Source organism: Staphylococcus sp. LKG4-2 (genome assembly GCF_050955665.1).
In the GTDB taxonomy this organism is placed as follows: domain Bacteria; phylum Bacillota; class Bacilli; order Staphylococcales; family Staphylococcaceae; genus Staphylococcus; species Staphylococcus saprophyticus.
Window position 1 is genome coordinate 241,003 of the sequence record NZ_CP194532.1, and the last position, 24,982, is coordinate 265,984.

Below are 24,982 nucleotides of genomic sequence, written 5' to 3' on the forward strand. Positions count from 1 at the left end.
ATATGAAAAATATTAATTAGCTTTTAGTGATATATTCTGGCTCTTTGTCAAAGAGGACTGATACCATTTTTGAGATTAGGCAACCTTAGGTTGCTTAATCTCTTTTTTGATTGGAGAAGCATAAAGTCGTGAAGTTAGTAAGGTACGATTACGCAAATTATCATAATTTCTATATCCAAATGATATTCTTTTAATAAGTTTAATTTTATTATTGATGCCTTCTATTGGGCCGTTGGTTATATTAGGGTACTTCAAGGTATTATCAATATATAGTTGGTATTTTTTTAAAGTTTTTAGGACTATTTTTAATTTAAAACATACTTCGTTTAACTCTACTTCATTGAGCGTAGTTATAAAATCTTTTGAATTATTGTGTTTTAAACCATATCTTAATTCATTAACTACTTCATAGCTATATTGGAAATTTGTATCAAAACTCAGTAAATACTCAACAACACCTTTAGGTGTTTGCCAAGACTTAAATAACTTAAGTTTGCGATAAGAAAAGGCGTTAAGATCTTCAAACGGAGTTAGAAGTAATTTCCAATAACGTTTGTATTTATTATATAAAGGTCTATTACTCCTTCTAAACGTATTCATCAGATTAACCCTAGACATATTAAGCGCACGATTCAGCGCTTGAACAATATGAAACCTATCAATAATAATTTGAGCATTAGGAAATACTTCTTTAATCAAGGACATATATGGTTCATACATATCAATTGTAACGGTTAACACTTTGTTTCTCTCTTCGAGAGGAAAACGAGAAAAATAAATTTTTAGAGAATATAGTTTTCTATTTCTTACACTATCTATAATTTTATGCGAAGTCGCATCACAAAAAATAAAACTCATAGCGCTGTCTACTTGTTTAACACTTTTAAATTCATCCATTAGTATATGTTTCGGTAATGTGCTGAATGGCAAATGTTTGATATCTTGTGCAGCATGATTAATCACATGTGAAACGGTTGAATTATATACACCACAAGACTTCGCTATGAATTTCTGAGAACGTATAGTGGTTGCCTTATCTAAAATTGTTAAACGTGTATTATTAGAAATGTGGCGATCAACATCAACGATGTTAGTTTGAGCTGTAAAGTAAGAACAACAATGCTTACAATAGAATCTTTGTTTTTTTAAGGATTAAAAATGCATTCATTTCAGATACTTTTGGAATTGTTATTCTAGAACTTTTAAAACCATTTTTTACAATACTATAGTTTGTGTTACATACACCACAACTTTCACAATAATCAGGAATATATGTAACTTTCGCATAATAGCACTTAAATCTTTCTCCTTTGTATTCAATTTCTTCTAGTTTATTGTCGAAAATAACATTAGGTCTTCAATTCCAAGTGTTTTTGATATAAATAATTCATAGGCGCATAATCTCTCCTTAGTTTATTTGGTAGGACATTTAAATTATAGAGATTTTTGCGCTTTTTTGTATCAAAAAACAGGACTGATTTTTATATCAGTCCTGTTTAGTATAGAACCTATATTCTGAGTAATAATCAAAAGGCATTAGTTCAATATAATTCTGGTTTTCAAAAGTCTCTATTTTAAAAATACACCTAGAATGGTAATAACATCTGCAGCAAAACTTGCGATATTGGATGATGATTTAGCGAATTGTTTAACTACAGACATATCATTGTAATTAGGTGTCTCATAATTGTTAAGCGAATTTTCTATATTATTAATAGCGACTAATAAATCAGTATTACTTGTATCTGTCAATTCTTCATTATATATAAATTTCTTTGCATTTATTGAGTTTATACTATCAGTAAATACGTTAACTTGGTTGGCTTTTTTTATATCAACAGAATTAGTTTTTATATCAACGTTTGTTTTTGATAATGGTACAGCATACAATTCTATTTCGTTATCAAGGTACTTATTGAGATATTTTTCTATAATATTTTCCCCTTTGTAATATGCTTGCCATTTGTAGCACTCATATTCATTGCTTCCAAAAGTTAAAATATAATTTTCTTGTATTACATAATTTAAAATCTTAAATAACTCTTTACCTTTTTTTATTGATTGGAGTACATTTTAATTTGATAGTTAACTGATTGTTATCAAGTTGTATATCTTTTCTGTGTCTTTCAATTATATTGATTATATCTTTTTCCATATGTACAATTTCCTTAATTATTATAGGTAAAAATGGTATGTAGAAAGTTAATTTTATATTAATATAATTTTATTACTATTTCAAATCTACGCTTTCTTCAGCGTTTGCTGATGTAATAGTTACTCCAATTAATGTAATAATACCACCAAAAATAGCATATAAAGTAGGTATTTTACCTAACATAAAATAAGCTATTATTAAAGAAACAACAGGTGTTAAATATAATGAAATCGTCGCATCTGACACACCGATTTTTTGTATCGTATAGGCTAAGGCAATGTAAGGTATAACAGTTGGAAATGCTCCTAAATAAATGACAGATAGTATCGATGTCATATTTGCCGTCTGTAATTCACTAAAACTTCCTGGTAAAAATATAACCATAAATAATGCGCCTGCAATAATTGTATAAATCGTTAACTGAAAAAATAGAATGAACTCATTATTAGGGTTCATTCTATTTTTTAGCAAAATCAGTAATAGGGGGAAGCGTATCATAAATGACGCGGTTTTTTCAGCCGCTCCATAAAGGTATTTTGAACGTATCGGAACGTATGAGGTTTATGAGAATTGCAGTTATGTTTTTGTGAAGCGTATCATAAATAAAACTAAAAAATAGGTTGTATGTAACTCACTTTGAAATTGATTGAATATATAGTAACTTTAATAGAATGCAGCTATTGTGGCGTAGAATATGAGAATCAAAAAATGATTAATATAGTTTGAAGAGAGTGAGCATAAATACTAGAAAAATGGCCAGTAAATGAGTTTACTATAAACTCATTTACTGGCTTCTCTAATAATTATCAAGACAATTTGCGTTTCTAGGCATACTTTGAAATGCGCTATTTTCTTTAAGAATATTAATATATGACTTGTGTTGGTAATGATAACCTTGGTTAGAGTGTATTGTCATGTGATAGTTAAGATTAGATCTTTTAATTAAAACATTGTTTTAAATATCGATGACAAGGTCTAATGTAGGACGTGTAGATATAATGTTCGGAATTATATAAATCCATAAAAGGAGATAAATCGAAAACCTTTATACCCTGGGTGGGTATATGTTATAGTATAAGTAGCTTTACTATAACATTTTCATTAGGAGGGGTTAATTTGAATAATAATGGTGAAGAGCATAATCATCAAAATCACATGAATCATTCCAATCAAATGCATCATGATAACCATGCCTCACATGATCATCATAGTGGCCATGCACATCATCATGGAAATTTTAAAGTTAAGTTTTTTGTTTCATTAATTTTTGCAATACCTATCATTCTTTTATCGCCACTGATGGGTGTTAACTTACCTTTTCAATTCACATTTCCAGGTTCTGAATGGGTAGTGTTAATATTAAGTACAATCTTATTCTTTTATGGTGGTAAACCGTTCTTGTCTGGTGGTAAAGATGAAATTGCTACAAAAAAACCAGGCATGATGACCTTAGTTACCCTAGGTATCTCAGTAGCTTATATTTATAGCTTGTATGCTTTTTATATGAATAACTTTAGTAGTGCAACTGGTCATACAATGGACTTTTTTTGGGAATTAGCAACCTTAATTTTAATTATGCTATTAGGACATTGGATAGAAATGAATGCTGTCGGAAATGCTGGAGATGCTTTAAAGAAAATGGCAGAACTGTTACCTAATAGTGCTATTAAAGTTATGGATAATGGCCAACGCGAAGAAGTTAAAATATCAGACATCATGACTGATGATATCGTCGAAGTAAAAGCCGGAGAAAGCATTCCAACAGATGGTATTATCGTTCAAGGACAAACATCTATAGATGAATCCCTAGTCACTGGAGAATCTAAAAAAGTACAAAAAAATCAAAATGACAACGTCATCGGGGGTTCTATTAATGGGTCTGGAACAATACAAGTCAAGGTTACAGCTGTGGGAGAAGATGGATATCTTTCTCAAGTTATGGGACTTGTTAATCAAGCACAAAGTGATAAATCTAGTGCTGAATTGTTATCTGATAAAGTAGCGGGTTATTTATTCTACTTTGCTGTAAGTGTTGGCGTGATTTCTTTTATTGTCTGGATGCTCATTCAAAATGATGTTGATTTTGCATTAGAACGTCTTGTAACTGTGTTAGTCATTGCTTGTCCACATGCTTTAGGCTTGGCAATACCTTTAGTCACTGCACGTTCTACTTCAATTGGTGCACATAATGGTTTAATTATTAAAAATAGAGAGTCTGTAGAAATAGCTCAACATATCGATTATGTAATGATGGATAAAACTGGTACTTTAACTGAGGGTAACTTTTCTGTGAATCATTATGAGAGCTTTAAAAATGATTTGAGTAATGATACAATATTAAGCCTTTTCGCCTCATTAGAAAGTCAATCTAATCACCCATTAGCTATAAGTATTGTTGATTTTGCGAAAAGTAAAAATGTTTCATTTACTAATCCACAAGACGTTAATAATATTCCAGGTGTCGGATTAGAAGGTCTAATTGATAATAAAACATATAAAATAACAAATGTCTCTTATCTTGATAAACATAAACTTAATTATGACGATGACTTGTTTACTAAATTAGCTCAACAAGGTAATTCAATCAGCTATTTAATTGAGGATCAACAAGTCATTGGCATGATTGCTCAAGGAGATCAAATTAAAGAAAGCTCAAAACAAATGGTAGCTGATTTACTATCAAGAAATATTACACCAGTCATGCTTACAGGTGACAATAATGAAGTGGCACACGCTGTCGCAAAAGAATTAGGTATTAGTGATGTCCACGCACAACTCATGCCAGAAGATAAGGAAAGCATTATAAAAGATTATCAAAGTGACGGTAATAAAGTCATGATGGTCGGAGACGGTATCAACGATGCGCCGAGTCTTATAAGAGCCGATATTGGTATAGCAATTGGTGCAGGCACAGATGTTGCAGTGGATTCAGGTGATATCATACTTGTTAAAAGTAATCCATCAGATATTATTCATTTCTTGACCCTTTCAAATAATACTATGAGAAAAATGGTGCAAAACTTATGGTGGGGTGCAGGTTATAATATTGTTGCTGTACCTTTAGCAGCTGGTATTTTAGCATTTATCGGCTTGATTTTATCACCTGCAATAGGTGCTATTTTAATGTCACTAAGTACGGTTATTGTTGCAATTAATGCCTTTACATTAAAATTAAAATAAAAGATAGGAGTTTTATTATGATTAAAAAATTATTTTTTATGATATTAGGATCATTACTAATATTATCAGCTTGCTCCAATAATGATGAAAAAGATAAAGACACTAATGACCAAAAAAGTGAGAGCCATATGAAGCATAATGATGAAAGTAAAGTTCCAGAAGATATGAAATCGACTAATGAGGGTGAATTTAAAGTGGGAGATAAAGTAACGATTACAGCAGGGCATATGCCAGGTATGAAAGGTGCAGAAGCTACTGTAAAAGGTGCGTATAAAACATATGCCTATGTTGTAAGTTATAAACCCACAAATGGAAATGAAAAAGTAAACAATCATAAATGGGTCGTAAACGAAGAGATTAAAGATGCACCTAAAGATGGATTTAGTAAGGGCGATACTGTTAAATTAGAAGCAAGTCATATGTCTGGTATGAAAGGTGCTACAGCCAATATAGATAACGTGAAAAAGACTACTGTTTACGTAGTTGATTACAAATCCAAAGATAATGGTAAAATCATTAAAAATCATAAATGGATGACAGGAAATGAGCTGAAAGCACGATAAAAATCTAGTTCTAAATTGAGAAATAAATAGATATAAAAATATCCTCCTTAATCAATAATTTAAATAACTTATTATTGTTAAGGAGGATATTTTTTAGTGTGTAAATTAAAAAGAATTTTAGAAGAATAACATTTATCAAAAAACTGTTCATTACCTTATTAATTGAAATTATATAATTAAAAACCGCATCATTAGCCAATACGCAGAGCCATATAATAAATAACCCTGAAAATCCACCCAATTTAAAGATTAATTGGGTGGATTTTCAGTTTAGGTTAAATAATATAAAGATAATAAACATGACACTTGTAAAGCGATTTAATTCTTGTACTTTATCACTAAGATTTAAATAGATAATGATAGGCTTTTTGTTTTTTTGATACAATGTCACAAAGGTCTTTTGAATAATCGAATTCTTTATTATTGATTTTATGTTTCTCTTTTCTAATCCCTTTACGATATCCATAGTTATTGAATGCTATTTTGTGATACTAATACCTAATTTTTGGTGTGTATAATTATAAATATCAGGAGTTGCCTGACAAATTTCATTGATTAAAAGATAAGTTGAATAATTGCAACAATGATTAAAATACTTATAATCCATTTTTGTATGAAGTTAGGGATCTTTTTACTTAATTTCAAACCTAAGGGAGCAAAGAGAATACTCCCTATTATTAGAAATAATGCGTCTTCAAAAGGAACAAATCCCTGTATAAGTTTAATGATAAAGGCACCAATTGAAGATATAAAAGCAATTACTATACTATTAGCAACTACCGTATTCATTGGTAATTTGAATAAAACTAGCAATATAGGAATAATAATAAAAGCGCCGCCTGCGCCAACTATACCTGAAATGATACCAACGAAAAGACCAACCATAACTAATAATGGTTTGTTAAAGGAAGACTGATTTAAATTCGGTTTTACGTTAATAAACATTAAAATTAATGCGAGTAAAGCAATGATAATATATATCGTATTTACAAATGCAGCATTAAATAAATTTGCTAGGAGTGCGCCTAACATGCTCCCTGTAATCATACCTCCACTCATATAAATAACTAATGGCGGGGAGAATTCTGTTTTTTTTCGCGCTTTTAATGACCCACTTAAAGTACTGAAAAAGACTTGACTGGAAGTAAGTCCTGAAGCGATGTATGCACTGTATGGAGGAACACCAAATAGTGGCGGTAATAATAAAATAGCTGGATAAATAATGATAGCACCACCGATACCTACTAGACCGGAAATAAAGCCTCCGAACACTCCAATAAGTAACATCATAATAACAGTTGAAATATCCATTATTTACTTTTTACCAATAAGTTAACGGCTTCATTAATCAATTCTTCTGAATTTTCACCATTATCCTCTGCTGCTTTTACACATTCTATTAAATTTTCACTAACGATAATTCCCATCAAACGTTGGATTGAACTTTTTGATGCACTGATTTGAGTAATGACATCTTTACAATCTTTTTCTTCTTCCATCATTTTAATAACGCCATTGAGTTGCCCTTGTATTCTATTAATACGATTAATCATTTTTTTATCATAATGCATAGTTATTTCCTCCACTTTTAATTGATTAAAATCATAATAATAGATAGAATCGAAAATGTCAAATACCCCACACGGTATTTGACACGGCGTAAACAAACTGTTAATATACCCCTACAGGTATTTATTAGGAGGATATTATGAAACAATATAACGAAAACCATATCAACAATTTTAGTAAACAAGAATTAGAAAAATTGGGTGCACAAGGCCAACTGATTGACGTTAGAACACAAGAAGAATATGAGCTTGCACACATAAATGGTGCGACATTACATCCTGTAGATAAGATTGAATCGTTCAATAAAGATAAAAACACAACCTATTTTGTACACTGTAAAAGTGGTACCAGAAGTGCTAAAGCGAGCGAATATTTAGCTGAACAAGGCTACGACATTGTTAATTTAGACGGTGGCTATAAAGCGTATGAAGCAAAAAACGACGATGATAATACATTAGAAGAAAATACTAATGTAGCAATTAAAGCAGAGCGTAAACAATTTAACTATAGTGGTCTTCAATGTCCAGGTCCAATTGTAAACATCAGTAAAGAAGTGAAAAATATCGAAGTAGGCGAGCAAATCGAGGTTACAGTTACAGATCCTGGGTTCTTTAGTGACATTAAAAGCTGGGTCAAACAAACAGGACATACATTAGTTAAACTGGATGAAAGTAATAATGGAATTAATGCCATTATTCAAAAAGAAAAACCAAAAGACTTGGAAGTGAACCATACTGCCAAAGGTACGACAATTGTACTATTTAGTGGTGAGTTAGATAAAGCAGTGGCAGCAATGATTATTGCGAATGGCGCTAAGGCTGCAGGCAGAGACGTAACTATTTTCTTTACTTTTTGGGGACTCAACGCGTTGAAAAAGAACCAATCCGTTCATGTTAAAAAGCAAGGTATCGCAAAAATGTTTGACTTGATGTTGCCAAAAACACCTGTACGCATGCCGCTATCTAAAATGAATATGTTTGGTTTAGGTAATATCATGATGCGCTACGTAATGAAAAAGAAAAATGTTGATTCCTTACCGTCACTCATTGACCAAGCAATCGACCAAGATATCAAATTAATCGCTTGTACGATGAGTATGGATGTTATGGGCATTCAGAAAGAAGAGCTCAGAGACGAAGTTGAGTACGGGGGCGTAGGTACTTATATTGGTGATACAGAAAATGCGAATCATAATTTATTCATCTAATTAAATCTATTAAAAAAGGAGTTTCAACATGTTTTTTAAACAATTTTACGATAATCATTTATCTCAAGCATCTTATTTAGTTGGCTGTCAACGTACAGGAGAGGCGATAGTAATTGATCCTGTTCGTGATTTAACAAAATATATGGAAGTTGCAGATAGCGAAGGATTTAAAATTACACAAGCTGCAGAAACACATATTCACGCTGATTTTGCTTCTGGAATTCGGGACGTGCAAGAACGTTTAAACGCCAATATATATGTATCTGGCGAAGGTGATGATCAATTAAGTTATAAAAATATGCCGGAACATACAAATTTTGTTAAAAATCAAGATATTATTCAAGTAGGTAATATTAAATTAGAAGTCTTGCATACACCTGGTCATACCCCGGAGAGTATTAGTTTCTTACTCACGGATGAAGGTGGCGGCTCAAGTGTTCCAATGGGTTTATTTAGTGGTGACTTTATTTTTGTTGGTGATATCGGTAGACCTGATTTACTAGAAAAATCAGTACAAATGGAAGGTACTACAGAGATTGGTGCAAAACAGATGTACCAATCTATAGAAGGTGTTAAAAATTTACCAGATTATATTCAAATATGGCCTGGACACGGTGCTGGAAGTCCTTGTGGTAAAGCATTAGGTGCCATACCAATGTCTACGCTAGGTTACGAAAAAATTAATAACTGGGCATTTAATGTAACAGATGAATCTAAATTTGTTGAAACATTAATATCAAATCAACCAGCGCCACCCCATCACTTTGCACAGATGAAAAAAATTAATCAGTTTGGTATGAACATGTATCAACCATACGACGTTTTTCCTAGTTTAGATAATGTAAGAATAGCCTTTGATCTTCGTAGTAAAGAAGCCTTTCATGGCGGTCATACTGAAGGTACAATCAATATTCCTTACAACAAAAACTTCATTAACCAAATCGGTTGGTATTTAGACTATGAAAACAGTATAGATTTAATTGGTGATAAATCTACCGTTGAGCAAGCAACACATACTTTACAATTAATTGGCTTTGATAATGTAGCAGGTTATCGTTTACCAAAATCAGAAATTTTAACCCAATCCATCCATAGCGTTGATATGACTGGTAAAGAAGAATATATACTTGACGTACGTAATGAAGAAGAGTGGAATAATGGGCACTTAGATCAAGCAGTCAATATTCCGCATGGTAAATTATTAAATGAAAATATTCCATTTAATAAAGAGGATAAAATATACGTACATTGTGAGTCAGGTGTTAGAAGCTCAATAGCAGTGGGTATATTAGAAAACAAAGGCTATGAAAATGTCGTGAATATTAGAGAAGGCTATCAAGATTTCCCAGAATCATTAAAATAATTTAAAGATGTGGAAAAGTGAGTAGTCATATCAAATTGTTATTGTAAGACAATCAGATATTATAATACCACCAAGTTTATTTAGAATAAATAGAAGTTTAAAAGAAATATAGATATGATTCCTAATTAGTCATAATAGCAATAGATTTATAAAATTAATATAAAACCTTTTCTAGTGGAAATGTAGTGAGCCCAAAAAGTTTTACTTTTTGGGCTCACTACATAATTAATGGTTTTTTACTATCTTTTACATTGAGATAAGATACTATAATTACACGAAATCAATTATTTTAATTTATAATGGTTACTTTAATAACTATACTTATAAAATTTATTCTTTGATTATGAACGAGAAAGATTAGTAAAACATTATACCTATTATAATGCCTATTAGTACAATAGACCAGGAAGGTAATTTATAATACACCAGGAATACGAATAATGAGCTAGCTAGAACAAAGTCTAATTCTGATTTAATAGTTGAAGCCCAAATCGGATTATAAAATGCAGCGATAAGAATACCGACTACACCCGCGCTTATACCTTTTAAAAAACCTTCAGCATAAGTGTTAGATTTAATATTATCCCAAAATGGTAACACTCCAAATAATAATAGAAATGCTGGTAGGAATATAGCGACAGTAGCCAAAATTCCTCCTCCAATACCTTCTATAGACATGCCAATATATGAAGCGAACGTAAATAATGGTCCAGGTACAGCTTGAGCAGCAGCATAACCCGTTATGAAGCTATCAGGTGATATTAAACCTTGTGGTACAAACTCATTTTCTAATAAAGGTAATACGACATGACCACCTCCAAACACTAAAGAACCAGATCTATAAAAACTATCGAACATTCTAAGCCATAAATTATTCGTCATAGAACTAACTATAGGCAATACAGTTAATAGTAAAAAAAATAATGAAATTGAAATAAAACCTAACATTTTAGGTAATTTAAATGTCTTCACTCTTAAATAATTTTTATCTGTAGAGGTTTCTTTTAAAAAGATAAGACCATATATACCAGTAATAGATAATGCGATTACTTGAATATAAAGATTATCGATTGTTAGAGATAATATAAGAACAAATAATGCCAATGTAATGGTACTTTTAGTATTAGTTAATTTTTTACCCATACCTATTACGGCTTGGGCAACAATGGCAACAGCTACTAGTTTTAATCCTTGCATCCAAGTTAAACTAGAATCATTGTTAATAATTAATGCTGAAAAAACCATAAGTATAATCACAGAAGGAAGTGTAAAACCAATAAAAGAAATAATTCCTCCCAGAATTCCTCCTCTAATAGTTCCTATACCAATACCAACTTGGCTGCTTGCAGGTCCAGGTAAAAACTGGCATAGCGCTACTAAATCTGAGTATTCTTTTTCATCAAGCCATTTTCTTTTCTTAACATACTCATCATAAAAATAACCTAAGTGGGCAGTTGGTCCTCCAAATGATAGTAATCCAAGTTTTAATGCAACTAAAAATATATTTATATATTTATACATAAAAAGCTCCTTGTATTTCGTTGATTAATTTTTTACTTAACTATCAAATTCTTTAATTTTTTTGCCAATTTCGTCTCTAACACGTTGAAATTCTGACCACTCTTTACCTGCTGGATCATCAAAACCCCAATGCTCTTTTTTAACGTTTGGTGGTAAAATAGGACAATTATCGTCTGCATCGCTACATAACGTCACGACCAAATCTGATTGTTTTAAAATATCATTATCAATCAAGTCTGACGTATGGTTTGATATATCAATATCTACTTCTTTCATAGCTTCTATTGCTTTAGGATTAACACCATGTGTTTCAATACCAGCAGAATAGACATTCCAATCTTCACCCAATATTTCCTTTCCCCAACCTTCAGCCATTTGGCTACGACAAGAGTTTCCTGTACATATAAAATAAATTGTTTTCTTATCCATAATTAAGACCTCTTTTCTTAAAATATAATTAGTGTAAGATATAACCCTAACAGTGTAATAAATAATACTGGAATCGTTATAATAATACCGGTTTTAAAGTATGTTCCCCAAGAAATTTTAACACCTTTTTGAGTAAGTACATGTAACCAGAGAAGTGTTGCTAACGAACCAATGGGTGTTATTTTAGGTCCTAAATCAGATCCGATAACATTCGCATAAATCATACCTTCCTTGAGTATGCCTGTTGTTTGAGATTGACCAATCGCTATTGCATCTATTAAAACTGTAGGCATATTATTCATAATTGATGATAAAAAGGCCGATATAAAGCCCATGCCCATGATACTGCCAAACAATCCATGAATTGAAATATTAGATAATACGTCGGCTAAAATTGTTGTGATACCTACATTTTTTAAACCAAATACAACTAAGTACATACCAATAGAAAATACAACAATATTCCATGGTGCACCTTTAATTACTTGTTTCGTATGAACAGCCTTAGATTTACGTGCTAATAATACAAATATTAAAGCAATGATACCAGCAATAATTGATACTGGAATATTTATAAACTCACTTATTAAATAACCAACTAGCAATACAGTGAGTACAATCCACGAGATGTTAAAAAGCTTTTTGTCCTTAATCGCTTCTTTTGGTTCTCTAATATTTACTGCATCAAATTTTCCTGGGATAGACTTTCTAAAATAAAGCCATAAGACAAGAATACTTGCGATTAAAGAGAATATATTAGGAATAATCATTTTACTGAAGTACTCAACAAATCCAATATCAAAGTAATCAGCAGAAACAATATTAACTAAATTACTAACAATAAGTGGTAATGATGTGGTATCTGCAATAAAACCACTAGCAATAATAAATGGAAATATCGCTTTTTTATCAAAACCTAGACTACGTACCATTGCTAAAACAATAGGCGTCAGTATTAAAGCTGCACCATCATTTGCGAAGAAGGCTGCTACAATTGCCCCTAATATCATGATGAAAACAAACATTTTTAATCCATTACCGTTTGAAGCCTTGACCATATGTATCGCAGACCATTCAAAAAATCCAATTTCATCTAATATTAATGAAATAAGAATAACAGCTACAAATGTTAAAGTAGCATTCCAAACAATACCTGTTACTTCTAATACATCGGAAAAACTTACGACTCCCGTAATGATAGCAACGACAGCTCCAATTAAAGCTGTAATACCAATATTTAAACCTTTCGGTTGCCATATCACAAAGGTTAAAGTTAAAAGAAAAATCACAATTGCTAATATTGTCATCAACACTCACCTTGTTTCATACTTTTACATACACATCGTTCGTTAGATGTATTAATAAGATTTAAGTTATGATTAACATCATTTAAAATTTCATGATTAAGTCGATACATATGTTTATTACCTTCTTTTCTTGAAAGAACTAATTGCTTATCGACTAATGACTTCATATGATGACTTAGCGTAGGCTGTGAAAATTGAAAATGTTCCAGTAAATCACAAGCACATAGTTCACCACATGAAAGTAAATCTATTATTTCTAATCTGCTTGGATCAGATAAAACTTTTAATATTGCTGATAATTCTTTATAAGACATAAATATACCTCCTATTCATTACATAGATTAACATCTATATAGCTTTATGTCTATGTAGTTTTTTGACTAATTTTAGTATTAGATTAGAATGCGTCCTAAATAACTAGTTTTATTATCTTGCAAAAGTTGAAATAATAATTTATATTTAATACATCAAAAAAAATTGATGTATCATTTTAGTATTTTATAAAGGAGTTCGATTTTATGAGAATAAATCATGCAGGTACATTATCTGTTGATTATTTTGTTAGCTACTTAAATCTAATTATGATATCAAGAGAAGTTTCTTTAAAAGAAGCTATATCATATATGAAAAATGAGTTCTTTAAAGGAGAACCTGACATGTATGGTAAAATAACAGAAACTCATTTTAATCAAGCAATACAAGAACTCAAACAAAAATAGAAATATCTATATATAAGAGAGGTGATTATTTAATGGAAATTATTAAGTCCAGTCCTAATAGAAGTGAGAAAGAACAATTAGACTTTTATGAACAGATGTTTAATGCGCTAGCTGATAAAATCAGGCTTAAAATTCTACAATCAATACGTCAAAGCGATTCAAAATCTTTATGTGTTTGTGATCTAGAAGAATTATTAGCGTTAAAACAATCTAAACTTTCCTATCATTTAAAAAAATTAGTAGATGCAAATATTCTTATTGCTGAAAAGCATGGCACATGGAATTATTATAAAATTAATGAGCAACAAATACAGGTGGTTTTAAATGAAGATACTTGCTGTAAGATACCTTAAGTATCTTCTTTATAACATAGAATTAATCAAATTTTTTTGATTAATACATCAAGAAAAGTTGATTAAATGAATTCGGAGGCCTTATACTAATGATAGATTCAATTTTGGAATTCATAAAAACATTTCTGATGTTATTTTTTGAATTATTATTACTATTTATAGTAGTGAGTTTTATAGTAAGTCTGATTCAACAAGTTGTTTCAGAAGAAAAAATTATAAAGCTTTTGAGCAAACCTAATGAAGTCGTCAATTATATATTAGGTATGATATTTGGTGCTGTTACACCATTTTGTTCTTGTTCAACTATTCCAATACTTGCAGGTCTATTAAATTCCAAAGTTCCTTTTGGTCCAGCAATGAGTTTCTTAATTGCTTCACCGTTAATGAACCCACTAATGATATTTATGTTATGGGCTTTATTAGGATGGAAAGTAGCCATTGTTTATTTTGTAGTACTAGCAATTTTCAGTATTTTAACAGGTTTAGTATTTTCAAAAATGAATTTAGCTGAAAGTTATAAAGGGGTCAATGTTAAAGGTGATGGCTTTTTTGCTAATAAAACAGGATCTCGTTTTAAACAAGCATTAAACGATGCGTGGGCATTTTTATACCCAATGTTACCTTATCTATTTATTGGTGTATTTATTGGTGCCTTTATATATGGATTCATACCTGAAGAATTTATAACTAAGTATGCAAGTGGTGATGGTTTTATATCGGTGTTTATTGCTTCTGTTATCGGTATCCCTATGTATATCAGACCAGAAACAATGTTACCTATAGCCGAAGCATTAGTATCAAAAGGTATGTCGCTAGGAACAGTAGTTGCATTAATAATTGGTGGTGCTGGCGCAAGTATTCCAGAGGTCGTATTGCTATCTAAGCTATTCAAGAAAAAATTTGTAATATCATTCATTATTGCAATTTTAGTTGTGGCTATTGTTACAGGTTTGATTGTGAATATCATTATTTAAAGGAGGTGAAATAATGGGTATTAAAGACGCATTAAAAAAAATAAAACCTCAAGAACAGTCATGTTGTTCGGTAGAAATTGAGGAAAAGAACGAAAAAAAAGAAAAAGATGAAAAAGAGCAAGAAGATAATAACAATTGTTGTAACAATTAATTTAGAAGTCTGTAAAATATATGCTTCTAATAAATAAATGAACGACAAATTCCAAAGTAATAGTATGGAACTTGTCGTTCTTTCGTTTCAGTTAAGGAAAATGATGTTGTTTATTTAATATTTTTTAAGACTTATAACAAAAAGACGTTAATTAAAAACCGCATCACTAACCGATACGCAGAGACCTATAACAAATGACCTTTTGATGAAGAATTAAAAGGTGAAAATTTTGTTTTTGTATTTTAAAATATAACTTTATCATGAAAGTATATATAACTGGAAAATATCATGGGAATTTTCCGGTTGTATAAAACTATGAATCTACTTTATGGTGTTATATATAGAAACTAATCATTGTATCTCTTCTTTCTGTGAAAAGATGATGATAATAAATGAAATAATCATGTAACCTGCTATCATCCACATAACTATATGATAATAAATGATTATGCTTGTAATTTGAGCGGTGAATAATACGATAATGGACAAACCTACGGGTCCGCCTAATTGGTGCATGCTATTAGTCATGCCGCTTGCTGCGCCAGCTATTTTACTATCAACTTTATAAATACCAGCGCTAGTAAGTGGTGCAAGAATCCATCCTTGACCTAATCCTATAAGTATCATAGGCAATCCAATTGCTAACCAATAACCATTTGTTGGATTAATTAATGCAGAAATAATTAAGCCTAAAATTAATATTATTTGTCCTGCTATCAACACTTTAGTATTTCCATATTTTTCTGTGATTACGGGTAAATACATGGCAGCAATAAAGTTTACGATTGTAAGTGGTAAAAATCCAATTCCCGCTTGCAATGGTGTGTAGTGATAAATTTGTTGCATTATTTGAGGAAGTATAAACCAATAAGAAAGCATAGCCATCATAAAGATAAATCTACCTATATATGCACCTGAACGAACTGAACTTTTGAATAAAGACATAGGCATTAAAGCATAATCTAATTTTTTTTCTAACCAAACAAAAGCTACCAAAAAAATTAATCCTAGAATAATGAAAGTTATTGAATTAGCAGTGATGCCATAAACTAAATTCATGGCTGCAATAATAGAAATAAGTGCACCGAAATAATCAATTTTTGTACGTTTTACTGGCGTTTGTTTAACGTACAATAGTGTTAATATAATTAATATTATAGTAAATGGAACGTTAATTAAAAATCCTGAACGCCAACTTATAACACTCGTTAACCATCCTCCTAGAAGTAGGCCCACACTAGAACCTATGCCCGCCGTTGCACCATAATAGCTAATTGCTCTGACACGTTTTGTTCCTTTATACGTATCCATAAGAAGGGCCAGTGAAGTAGGTGCGATAATAGCTGATCCAACACCCTGAATTGCTCTAAAAGTAATAATTTGGTAATCCGTCTGAGATACACCTATTAATAAGCTGGATATACCAAAAGTAATCAAACCAATGAGAAATATTTTTTTGCGACCGAGTAAGTCACCAAGTCTACCAGCAAGCAGTAAAAAGCCACCGAAAGTTATGGTGTAAGCGTTAGAGACCCATGAAAGTGAAGTGGCATCCATGTTAAGGTCTTGTGCTATTTTTACTGTACTTGTGAATATAATTGAATTATCCATTAAGATTAAAAAGTAGCTAAATAAAATAATGGGTAATACGATACCGTATGTGTGTTTCATAAGAAAACTCCTTTAATTTAATAAAATGATTATAAAGTGTGGAGTGAGGTCCAATGCAAGCAACAATTATAGGAAGTTGAAAATTTTTATTTTTGACTTGCTATGAAGTTAACTCTATAGTTTACGATAAATATACTGGTGGAAAGGATGGATGTCATGAAAACAAAAGAAGTTGTCGAACTCATGGAAATTTCACAAGATACACTTAGATATTATGAAAAAGTTGGTGTCATACCCCCTGTTGATCGTGACAAAAATGGTTATCGAGTTTATAAAGATAACGATTTAAACTGGATTTATTTAGTGAAACACTTAAGAAGAGCTGGTGTTAGTATTGAATCCCTTATCGAGTTTTGTAGATTAGGACAGTTATCTAAAGATCAATATATACAAAATCAACAAAAACAAGTTTTAAATAATCAACTCGATGAATTAAATGTAAAATTGAAAGAAGTTCTTAACGCAAGAGATTTATTGCAATATAAAATCGATAATTATGATAGTCATATTGCTAAAATTGAGGCTGGCGCATTTGATGCAGAAAATGTAGAGAGACTTTGGGAGAAAAAAATAAACATTTAGCTTGCTGTTGAGTTAACTCCATTGTTTATAGTGATATTATCTTATTAAGGAGGTTTTTATATGAAAAATATTGAAATAAGTAAAGACGTTAAAATACCGGTATTAGGTTTCGGCGTATTTCAAATTCCTCAAGAAGAAACAAAAAATGCTGTTATTGAAGCAATTAAAGCAGGTTATAGACATATTGATACGGCTCAAAGCTATTTGAATGAAACTGAAGTGGGGCAAGGCATTAAAGCATCAGGTGTAGATAGAGAAGCGTTATTTATAACAACAAAAGTTTGGATAGAAAATGTTAATTATGAAGATACGTTAAAATCTATTGATCGCTCTTTAGAGAGGTTAGATATTGATTATATAGATCTAGTACTTATTCATCAACCTTATAATGATGTTTATGGTTCTTGGAGAGCATTAGAAGAATTGAAAGAACAGGGTAAAATTAGAGCAATTGGTGTTTCTAATTTTGGTATTGACCGTGTTGTAGATTTAGGTATTAACAACAGCATACAACCTGAAGTTAATCAGATAGAAATTAATCCTTTCCATCAACAAGAAGAGCTAGTAACCGCATTACAGAAAGAAAATGTAATAGTTGAAGCTTGGGCGCCTTTTGCAGAAGGAAAAAATAATTTATTCCAAAATGAAGTATTACAAGAGATTGGGGATAAATATGATAAATCAATAGCACAAGTCATACTACGTTGGTTAGTAGAACGCGATATTGTTGTACTTGCAAAATCGGTTAACTCAGAAAGAATGGTACAAAATATGAATATATTTGACTTTGAATTGTCAGATGAAGATAAAAATAAAATTGCCACACTAGAAGAAAGTAATAGTCAGTTCTTTTCACATGCTGATCCTGAGATGATTAAGGCACTTTCTAGCAGAAAATTAAATGTTTAAAATAATAAATCCTGGAACAACTTCTTAGTGTTTCGGGATTTTTTATAAGCTTTATGATTTGCCTTGAAGTTAACTCAAGGGTGTACGATTTTAAACATAGGAGGTGCGTTCTCATGAAAAAGAGAGTTTTAGGAAGTTCTAATATAGAGGTTTCGGCAATAGGTTTAGGCGCTATGGGGATGGATCACGCTTATGGTCCACAATCTGATCGTTTAGAAATGGAAAAGTTATTAAAACAAGCCATTGATTTAGGATGTAATTTTGTGGATACAGCGCCAGTTTATGGCGACGCTAATGAAAAGTTATTAGGTGAAGTATTTAGAGGAACGAGAGAAAATGTAGTTATTGCTACGAAGTTTGGTATTACGGGACAAGAGATGGTGAATAATAAACCACAGAACAAGCTTGATAGTAAGCCCGAGAGTATAAGACAGCAATTAGAAGCATCTTTAAAAAGGTTGCAAACTGATTATATAGATTTATATTTTCAACACCGTGTTGATCCTGAAGTATCACCCGAAGCAGTAGCACAAACGATGAATAAATTCATTCAAGAAGGTAAGATTAAAGCCTGGGGAGTATCAGAAGCACCACTTGAATATATTAAGAGGGCCCATAAGGTATGTCCAATTTCGGCTATAGAAAACCAATACTCTATGGTCTATAGAGGACCAGAAGATGAACTTTTCGAATTTTGTGAACAAGAGAATGTTGCTCTTATAGCTTATAGTCCCTTAGGTAATGGATTTTTAAGTGGAAAGTATTCAGATAATCAAACATTTTCCGATGATGATTTAAGAAGTACAATGGGAAGATTTAAACCTGAAGTTATGGCAAAAAATCAAGCCGTATTGGATGAAATTAAACAAATGGCAAAAAATAAAAATGCAACACCTGCGCAAATTGTGCTTTCATGGGAACTGCATCAAAAGCAATTTATTATTCCAATACCTGGGACAACTAAAATAGAGCGTCTAAAAGAAAATTTAAAAAGTAATGAAGTAGAATTTAGCGCTTCTGAACTTAAATATCTAAATGAAACTTTAGACAAACTGGATATTGATGAAACATACTTTTAAAAAGATGGGTGAATGATATGAAAAAAGGCATATTAATTAATGCAAGTAAAGACGACAATGGTACGACTTCATCTTTAGGACAAGCGCTATTTAGCCAGCTTAATTATACAGAAATCTCTTTAAAAAATTATCACATAGCACAAATAGGTCAGCAAGATAACACTGATGAATTAGAAGAAGTGATGAAGCAACTTGTTGATGCAGACATTATAGCTTTTGGAACACCAATTTATTGGTCTGACATGACAGGATATCTTAAAACATTCATTGATAGACTAAATGAACTAATGGGCTTAAATTTAGAGAGTGATGAAAACCCATTATATGAGAAAGTTTCATATTTAATTGTGCAAGGTACAGCTCCAGAAGATGCGATTCCTGGAATAGAAAATGTCATTAAACATATCAGTAGACGATTTTTTATGTCTTATTGTGGAACAATAACAAATCATCAAACTGCCTCTAATGAGAATAACAAATTAAGAGATAAATTTTACTCATGAATATTTACTGTTGACGAAAAATAAATTAAGCAAGGAAAGGTGTAATTATAATGAAAATATTAATTTTAGGCGCAGCTGGGCAAATATCGCAACTCGTCACTAAAGGTTTACTGAAAGAATCAAATCATGAGCTTGTCCTATTTGCTCGAAATGCAAGTAGACGTTTAAATAATTATCAAGATGATAGAGTTACTTTAATCGATGGAGATTTTAATGATCGTACTGCGTTACAAGTAGCTATGAAAAATGTTGATGTAATTTACTTAAATGATATGGGACAGTCTAAAGCAACAGAAAATATTGTTGAAACGATGAAAGCCCAACATGTTAACAAAATCATCGGCGCTTCGATATTAGGCATTTATGACGAAGTAGCCGGTAAATTCGGTGAGTGGAATAGTCAAATGATTGGCCATTCTCCACGTTTAGATGAGCAAAAATCATCTGCAAAAACCATAGAGAACTCAGGGCTATCATACACACTTTTACGTTTAACATGGTTATACAATGACAATAATGATGAAGATTATGCGCTAACTGAAAAAGGCGAACCTTTTGTAGGTGCAGAAGTATCTAGAGAAGCAGTTACAAAACTCATTACAGAAATTATTGCTGATGATACAAATGTATTTGATGAGAGAAGTATAGGCGTGTATCGTCCCGGTTCAGAAAAATTAAGTAAACCATCATTTTATTAATGTTGTAAATGCGCATTATAAAGGAATATAGCTATGATATAAATGCTAAAGGTAATTAATTATAATGCTAATAGATGTAACTTGGTTGTTAGTTTTTTTAATATAAGTTTAGAGCTATACTACAACAAATTGTAGTATAGCCTTTTTGTTTGTATTTACATAGGGTAAAACAACTTTTTAATACACAAGAGTTGAATTTATAGTATATTATATAAATTGTTCAAGATGATAACTATAAATAGGAGGTTAATGAGTAACCTTTATAATAATTAATTATTTAGTTAAGTGATTGATTTAATATATAAGTAAATGTAAATTTAAAAAAACCGCATCACAACACGATAAGCAGAAGCGTATCACAAATAAAACTAAAAAATAGGTTGTGAAAAATATAATTTGAGGTGATTTGAGATGGAAATGAATAGTTATATGATAGAGAACTTTGCTACTGATGCTGTTAAAAATTATTGCCTTCATACTTCTAAAATTAAAAGCTATATTGCTAATGAAGATAAGGAACCAGGTTATGATGGACATCTAAAAATTTATGATTCAATCAGTCAGACTAAAGATGATTATTTAGGTAATATACCTGTTCAAATAAAAGGAAAGAAAGCAAAAAAGAAGCACCCTAGTTTATTTAAACAAAATAAAGTTAATAAAAGGGATTTGGAAATGTATTTAAAAGATGGAGGATGCTACTATTTTGTAGTTTTAATTAATGAAAATGGTGAGAGTCAAGTTTATGGTCGTCAATTACTTCCTATGTATCTAAAATATAAACTAAAATCGAATTATAATAAATGCGGTTAGAGAAATAAATTCTTTCTCTAACCGCATTATTATATATTTTTATTGCTGACTTGCCATTAATTCTGCTTGTTCTACTGCTTGTTCTACTGCTTGTTCTACTGCTATTTTCTGAAGATCTGGTGGATAGCCATATTTCTTTAATAATCTACGAACTTGTACTCTCATTTTAGCTTTGGCACTATCACGTTTAGACCAATCCCCACTTATGTTATCCTTAACGGTTTTAGTTATTCATGTGCAATGGCTCTTAATTCTTTATCGCCCATTGCCTCTTTTGCTGTTTCATGTGAAGCTAATGCATCATAAAATGCGATTTCTTCAGTAACTAAACCTAAGTTATTACCTCGTTTTTGTTCTTGCTTAATTTCTTTAGCCATTTGAATTAATTCTTCTATTACTTTTGAAGCTTCAATAGAACGATTATTGTATTTTTGTATTGATTTACTTAGCATCTCAGAAAATCTTTTAGATACTGTAGCATATGTTTTCATTAATGACTTTACTTGCCCTTTAAGTAACTTATTCAATAATTCAACAGCTACATTTTTCTGTTGTAAACCTTCTACATCTTTCAAGAAATCGTCAGATAAAATGGAGATATCTGGATTTTCAATTCCGAGTGTTTGATAAATATCTACAACTTCTTCAGTTACAACTGACTTTGAAATCAATTGATTTATTTCTGCTTCTATTTCAGCAGGTGTCTTTTTACGCTTGCTTCCTTCAATAGGTGGAGCTAATAATTTAACAAGTCCTGATTTTACTGCTTTTAAAAACGCAATTTCACTATTCAGTTCTTGAGCAGCTTCCTCTGTTGCACACAATGCTAACCTATAATAATCAATGTTCAATTATTGATACGAAATACTATACGACGACCTTGCCACAATATTTTGATACAAAACCATTCATTCTAGAATTTTATATCAAATTTTTACTTATGTAAAAAATGAAGCACTACACTTAAAACCAGAACGGGTTAATGTTTCGGTATGGTATTGTATGCAAAAACTAATGAACGACTTGTAACATACAATACGTTTCAAATGAGTAATAATACGATTAGTGTAAAGACATTAGATTTGAATCAAAATTTTCTTCATATTATAAACAATTGGATGACATCGTCTATGAGTCCTTTAAAATATAGAATAAATAGAGTTGAATATAGCTTTGCTTTTTCATTACATTAAAAAATTTTTAATAATATTATTATTCCATTTTAACTTTCGCTTTATCAGACTCTTTTTTATAATTTTGATACATAATCCAAAGAATAATTACCCATACTGGTATAAATAATACGCCAATTCTTGTTGAGCTATTAATTAATAAGATTATGAAGATAAAGGCAAAAAAAGCTAAAATTGCAAAGGCCATATATTTTCCACCAGGCATTTTGAATTTACTGTCTTTGTGTAATTTAGGATTACGTTTGACATAATTTAAATAGGCAATCATGATAAGTGTCCAAATTAAAATGTTTAATACTGTTGAAAATATTGTGATTTGAACGAATACTTTTGTTGCATCCTTAAATATTGCATTTAAAACTACAGAAATACTTAATAAACCGCAAGTTACTAAAATTGCATAATGAGGTACACCATGCTTGTTTGTTTTGTGTAAGAATGGTGGGCCTTGTTTACGACCAGCTAAACCATACATTGTACGGCTATTTGCGAAAATACCACTATTACATGAAGAAGCGGCTGCTGTTAATACAACAAAATTAATAATACCTGCAGCAAATGGAATACCAATCAGTCCGAATAATTTTACATAAGGACTATCAGCAGGATTTAATTTGTCCCATGGCACTACAGACATAATGACTGCTAATGATCCAATGTAGAATATTAGAATACGTGCAGGTACATTATTAATTGCTTGAGGAATTGTTTTATGTGGATTTTTAGTTTCTCCAGCTGTAATTCCGATTAACTCAATACCAATAAATGAAAAGATAGCCATTTGGAAGGCCATTAAGAAACCTTGAATACCATTTGGGAAAAAGCCACTTCTACTCCAAAGGTTTGTCACGCTTGCTTGGCCGTACGAAGTTTTCATTCCAAGCACAATCATTACAATACCAACAATAATTAAAGCTACAATCGTTGTAACTTTAATTATTGAAAGCCAAAATTCTAATTCTCCGAATAACTTTGCACTAAATAAATTTAAAGCAACTAATACTAAAATGGTAAATGCAGCTGTAAGCCAGTTCGGTACTGTTGGATACCAATATGCGACATACTTTGCAACTGCTGTAACTTCAGCCATACCTGAAATAATCCAAGTAAGCCAATATGTCCAACCAACCATAAATCCAGCAATTGGACCGAGGTAATAATGTGCAATATCTCCAAATGATTTAAATCCTAAGTTTGATAAAAGAATTTCGCCCATTGCTCTCATAAACATAAATAATACAAAGCCAACAATGACGTAAGTTAATAAAATAGATGGACCAGCTAAATGTATAGATTCTCCTGACCCAAGGAATAGTCCTGTGCCAATCGCGCCACCGATAGCGATAAGTTGAATATGTCTATTACTTAACTCTCTTTGCAGTTTATCTTCTGCCATAATTTTCTTCCCTTTCATGAGTAATGTTATGACTGAAATAGTATGAATGCATTCAAATACCCTTTGTTATAACCTAAATAATTTTTCTAAATTTCAAATTTATTTAGTTAAAATTAAAAATACCCATTAATGTTAATCAAATAATAGATTGAATAATAAATATTAATAACGATTAACGCAATTTAATATATTATTAACAAAAATGAACCTTTTACATTTGCCAAACAAATTACTTTTATTTATAAACAAAGTATTTCACATTCTATAACACAATTCAAATACAGAAAGTAGGATAAAAAAGGAATGACTTTAATGAGTAATTATAAGATTAGAAAATTTGTTAAAGCTTTCGAAACAAAATTATAAAATTCCGCATGAAGAAATGAATGAAATGATTGCAAAAGCAACAAAAGTGCCTTTGTCAGTAAATATGCAACCATGGCGTTTTGTAGTAGTAGAAAGTGATGAAACTAAAGAAAATTACATCCATTAATTTGATTTAATAATTCATAAATGATTAAAAAAGAATTAACTTTAAATAAAGCTTATGGAAGTATAATTTTTCTTTAAAATGATTAATTCTTTCATAAAGGGGAATAACTAATTGTATTTCATAATATGGAAGCAATATACATAATGATGTATTT

At 30.9% G+C, this 24,982-nt stretch carries 24 protein-coding genes and 3 pseudogenes; 15 read left to right on the top strand and 12 right to left on the bottom strand.

Going from position 1 to position 24,982, the window contains the following annotated elements; genetic code table 11:
* Positions 1-75: 75 nt before the first annotated feature.
* From ACM6UH_RS01105 to ACM6UH_RS01115, 3 genes and pseudogenes are all read right to left on the bottom strand, one after another.
* Positions 76-1,345, bottom strand: a pseudogene (locus ACM6UH_RS01105) (ISL3 family transposase).
* Positions 1,346-1,569: 224 nt separating this feature from the next.
* A complete protein-coding gene (locus ACM6UH_RS01110) occupies positions 1,570-1,752 on the bottom strand; it encodes a hypothetical protein (RefSeq protein ID WP_225791765.1) in 183 nt (60 codons plus the stop codon).
* A 478-nt stretch (positions 1,753-2,230) separates the two neighbouring features.
* Entirely contained in the window at positions 2,231-2,653 is a 423-nt protein-coding gene (locus tag ACM6UH_RS01115) for a DMT family transporter (protein WP_069822406.1), read from the bottom strand.
* Positions 2,654-3,271: 618 nt separating this feature from the next.
* On the opposite strand from ACM6UH_RS01115, the gene ACM6UH_RS01120 reads away from it, so the two are divergent.
* A complete protein-coding gene (locus ACM6UH_RS01120) occupies positions 3,272-5,335 on the top strand; it encodes a heavy metal translocating P-type ATPase (protein ID WP_061050406.1) in 2,064 nt (687 codons plus the stop codon).
* Between the two features lie 17 nt (positions 5,336-5,352).
* Complete coding sequence (locus ACM6UH_RS01125) at positions 5,353-5,898, top strand: YdhK family protein (RefSeq protein ID WP_000592150.1); 546 nt, start codon at positions 5,353-5,355, stop codon at positions 5,896-5,898.
* 555 nt (positions 5,899-6,453) lie between these two features.
* Here ACM6UH_RS01125 and ACM6UH_RS01130 read toward each other — a convergent pair.
* Both ACM6UH_RS01130 and cstR read right to left on the bottom strand, forming a co-directional pair.
* Entirely contained in the window at positions 6,454-7,209 is a 756-nt protein-coding gene (locus ACM6UH_RS01130; protein ID WP_031869237.1) for a sulfite exporter TauE/SafE family protein, read from the bottom strand.
* Positions 7,209-7,469 carry a persulfide-sensing transcriptional repressor CstR gene (cstR, locus tag ACM6UH_RS01135; protein ID WP_031869238.1) on the bottom strand — a complete coding sequence of 87 codons (261 nt, stop codon included), beginning with the start codon at positions 7,467-7,469 and terminating at the stop codon, positions 7,209-7,211. Before cstR ends, ACM6UH_RS01130 begins: the two co-directional genes overlap by 1 nt.
* Before the next feature lie 137 nt (positions 7,470-7,606).
* On the opposite strand from cstR, the gene cstA reads away from it, so the two are divergent.
* Together cstA and cstB are read left to right on the top strand one after the other, a co-directional pair.
* Complete coding sequence (cstA, locus tag ACM6UH_RS01140) at positions 7,607-8,674, top strand: persulfide response sulfurtransferase CstA (RefSeq protein ID WP_061050407.1); 1,068 nt, start codon at positions 7,607-7,609, stop codon at positions 8,672-8,674.
* 28 nt (positions 8,675-8,702) lie between these two features.
* Positions 8,703-10,037 (top strand): persulfide dioxygenase-sulfurtransferase CstB, encoded by a 1,335-nt coding sequence (cstB, locus tag ACM6UH_RS01145; RefSeq protein WP_433911982.1) that lies wholly within the window; start codon positions 8,703-8,705, stop codon positions 10,035-10,037.
* Positions 10,038-10,394: 357 nt separating this feature from the next.
* Here cstB and chrA read toward each other — a convergent pair whose 3' ends face one another.
* Genes chrA through ACM6UH_RS01165 form a run of 4 tightly spaced genes read right to left on the bottom strand, consistent with a single transcriptional unit; the run spans position 10,395 to position 13,608 of the window.
* On the bottom strand, positions 10,395-11,558 hold the full coding sequence (chrA, locus tag ACM6UH_RS01150; protein WP_061050408.1) for a chromate efflux transporter: 1,164 nt from the start codon (positions 11,556-11,558) through the stop codon (positions 10,395-10,397).
* 36 nt (positions 11,559-11,594) lie between these two features.
* Positions 11,595-11,987, bottom strand: coding sequence for an arsenate reductase (thioredoxin) (gene arsC / locus ACM6UH_RS01155; RefSeq protein WP_061050409.1), 393 nt, complete (start codon positions 11,985-11,987; stop codon positions 11,595-11,597).
* A gap of 17 nt (positions 11,988-12,004) precedes the next feature.
* The gene (gene arsB / locus ACM6UH_RS01160; protein WP_172969232.1) at positions 12,005-13,297 is read right to left on the bottom strand and encodes an arsenite efflux transporter membrane subunit ArsB; all 1,293 of its coding nucleotides are present in this window, start codon (positions 13,295-13,297) and stop codon (positions 12,005-12,007) included.
* Complete coding sequence (locus ACM6UH_RS01165) at positions 13,294-13,608, bottom strand: ArsR/SmtB family transcription factor (protein ID WP_061050411.1); 315 nt, start codon at positions 13,606-13,608, stop codon at positions 13,294-13,296. Before ACM6UH_RS01165 ends, arsB begins: the two co-directional genes overlap by 4 nt.
* A 204-nt stretch (positions 13,609-13,812) precedes the next feature.
* Here ACM6UH_RS01165 and ACM6UH_RS01170 point away from each other — a divergent pair, with 204 nt between their 5' ends.
* From ACM6UH_RS01170 to ACM6UH_RS01185, 4 genes are all read left to right on the top strand, one after another.
* Complete coding sequence (locus ACM6UH_RS01170; RefSeq protein ID WP_002452584.1) at positions 13,813-14,013, top strand: hypothetical protein; 201 nt, start codon at positions 13,813-13,815, stop codon at positions 14,011-14,013.
* A gap of 32 nt (positions 14,014-14,045) precedes the next feature.
* Complete coding sequence (locus ACM6UH_RS01175) at positions 14,046-14,366, top strand: ArsR/SmtB family transcription factor (RefSeq protein WP_061050412.1); 321 nt, start codon at positions 14,046-14,048, stop codon at positions 14,364-14,366.
* Between the two features lie 89 nt (positions 14,367-14,455).
* Positions 14,456-15,340 carry a permease gene (locus ACM6UH_RS01180; protein WP_061050413.1) on the top strand — a complete coding sequence of 295 codons (885 nt, stop codon included), beginning with the start codon at positions 14,456-14,458 and terminating at the stop codon, positions 15,338-15,340.
* Positions 15,341-15,353: 13 nt separating this feature from the next.
* Entirely contained in the window at positions 15,354-15,491 is a 138-nt protein-coding gene (locus tag ACM6UH_RS01185) for a hypothetical protein (protein WP_096808032.1), read from the top strand.
* Positions 15,492-15,842: 351 nt separating this feature from the next.
* Here ACM6UH_RS01185 and ACM6UH_RS01190 read toward each other — a convergent pair whose 3' ends face one another.
* On the bottom strand, positions 15,843-17,162 hold the full coding sequence (locus ACM6UH_RS01190; protein ID WP_061050414.1) for an MFS transporter: 1,320 nt from the start codon (positions 17,160-17,162) through the stop codon (positions 15,843-15,845).
* A gap of 156 nt (positions 17,163-17,318) precedes the next feature.
* Between ACM6UH_RS01190 and ACM6UH_RS01195 the strand changes: the two genes are divergently transcribed.
* From ACM6UH_RS01195 to ACM6UH_RS01220, 6 genes are all read left to right on the top strand, one after another.
* Positions 17,319-17,744 carry a MerR family transcriptional regulator gene (locus ACM6UH_RS01195; protein ID WP_061050677.1) on the top strand — a complete coding sequence of 142 codons (426 nt, stop codon included), beginning with the start codon at positions 17,319-17,321 and terminating at the stop codon, positions 17,742-17,744.
* A gap of 60 nt (positions 17,745-17,804) precedes the next feature.
* Entirely contained in the window at positions 17,805-18,653 is an 849-nt protein-coding gene (locus ACM6UH_RS01200) for an aldo/keto reductase (protein ID WP_069844461.1), read from the top strand.
* Between the two features lie 113 nt (positions 18,654-18,766).
* Positions 18,767-19,732, top strand: a complete 966-nt coding sequence (locus ACM6UH_RS01205) for an aldo/keto reductase (RefSeq protein ID WP_061050416.1) — start codon at positions 18,767-18,769, stop codon at positions 19,730-19,732.
* Between the two features lie 17 nt (positions 19,733-19,749).
* On the top strand, positions 19,750-20,235 hold the full coding sequence (locus tag ACM6UH_RS01210; protein ID WP_061050417.1) for a flavodoxin family protein: 486 nt from the start codon (positions 19,750-19,752) through the stop codon (positions 20,233-20,235).
* 50 nt (positions 20,236-20,285) lie between these two features.
* Entirely contained in the window at positions 20,286-20,933 is a 648-nt protein-coding gene (locus ACM6UH_RS01215) for an NAD(P)H-binding protein (RefSeq protein ID WP_061050418.1), read from the top strand.
* Between the two features lie 411 nt (positions 20,934-21,344).
* Entirely contained in the window at positions 21,345-21,746 is a 402-nt protein-coding gene (locus ACM6UH_RS01220; protein ID WP_047503021.1) for a hypothetical protein, read from the top strand.
* A 39-nt stretch (positions 21,747-21,785) separates the two neighbouring features.
* On the opposite strand, the pseudogene ACM6UH_RS01225 reads toward ACM6UH_RS01220, so the two are convergent.
* A pseudogene (locus ACM6UH_RS01225) lies at positions 21,786-22,573 on the bottom strand (DUF3387 domain-containing protein); the annotation flags it as partial.
* A gap of 385 nt (positions 22,574-22,958) precedes the next feature.
* Positions 22,959-24,335, bottom strand: a complete 1,377-nt coding sequence (locus ACM6UH_RS01230) for an amino acid permease (protein ID WP_061050419.1) — start codon at positions 24,333-24,335, stop codon at positions 22,959-22,961.
* Positions 24,336-24,637: 302 nt separating this feature from the next.
* Here ACM6UH_RS01230 and ACM6UH_RS01235 point away from each other — a divergent pair.
* Positions 24,638-24,813, top strand: a pseudogene (locus ACM6UH_RS01235) (nitroreductase family protein); the annotation flags it as partial.
* Positions 24,814-24,982 lie beyond the last annotated feature (169 nt).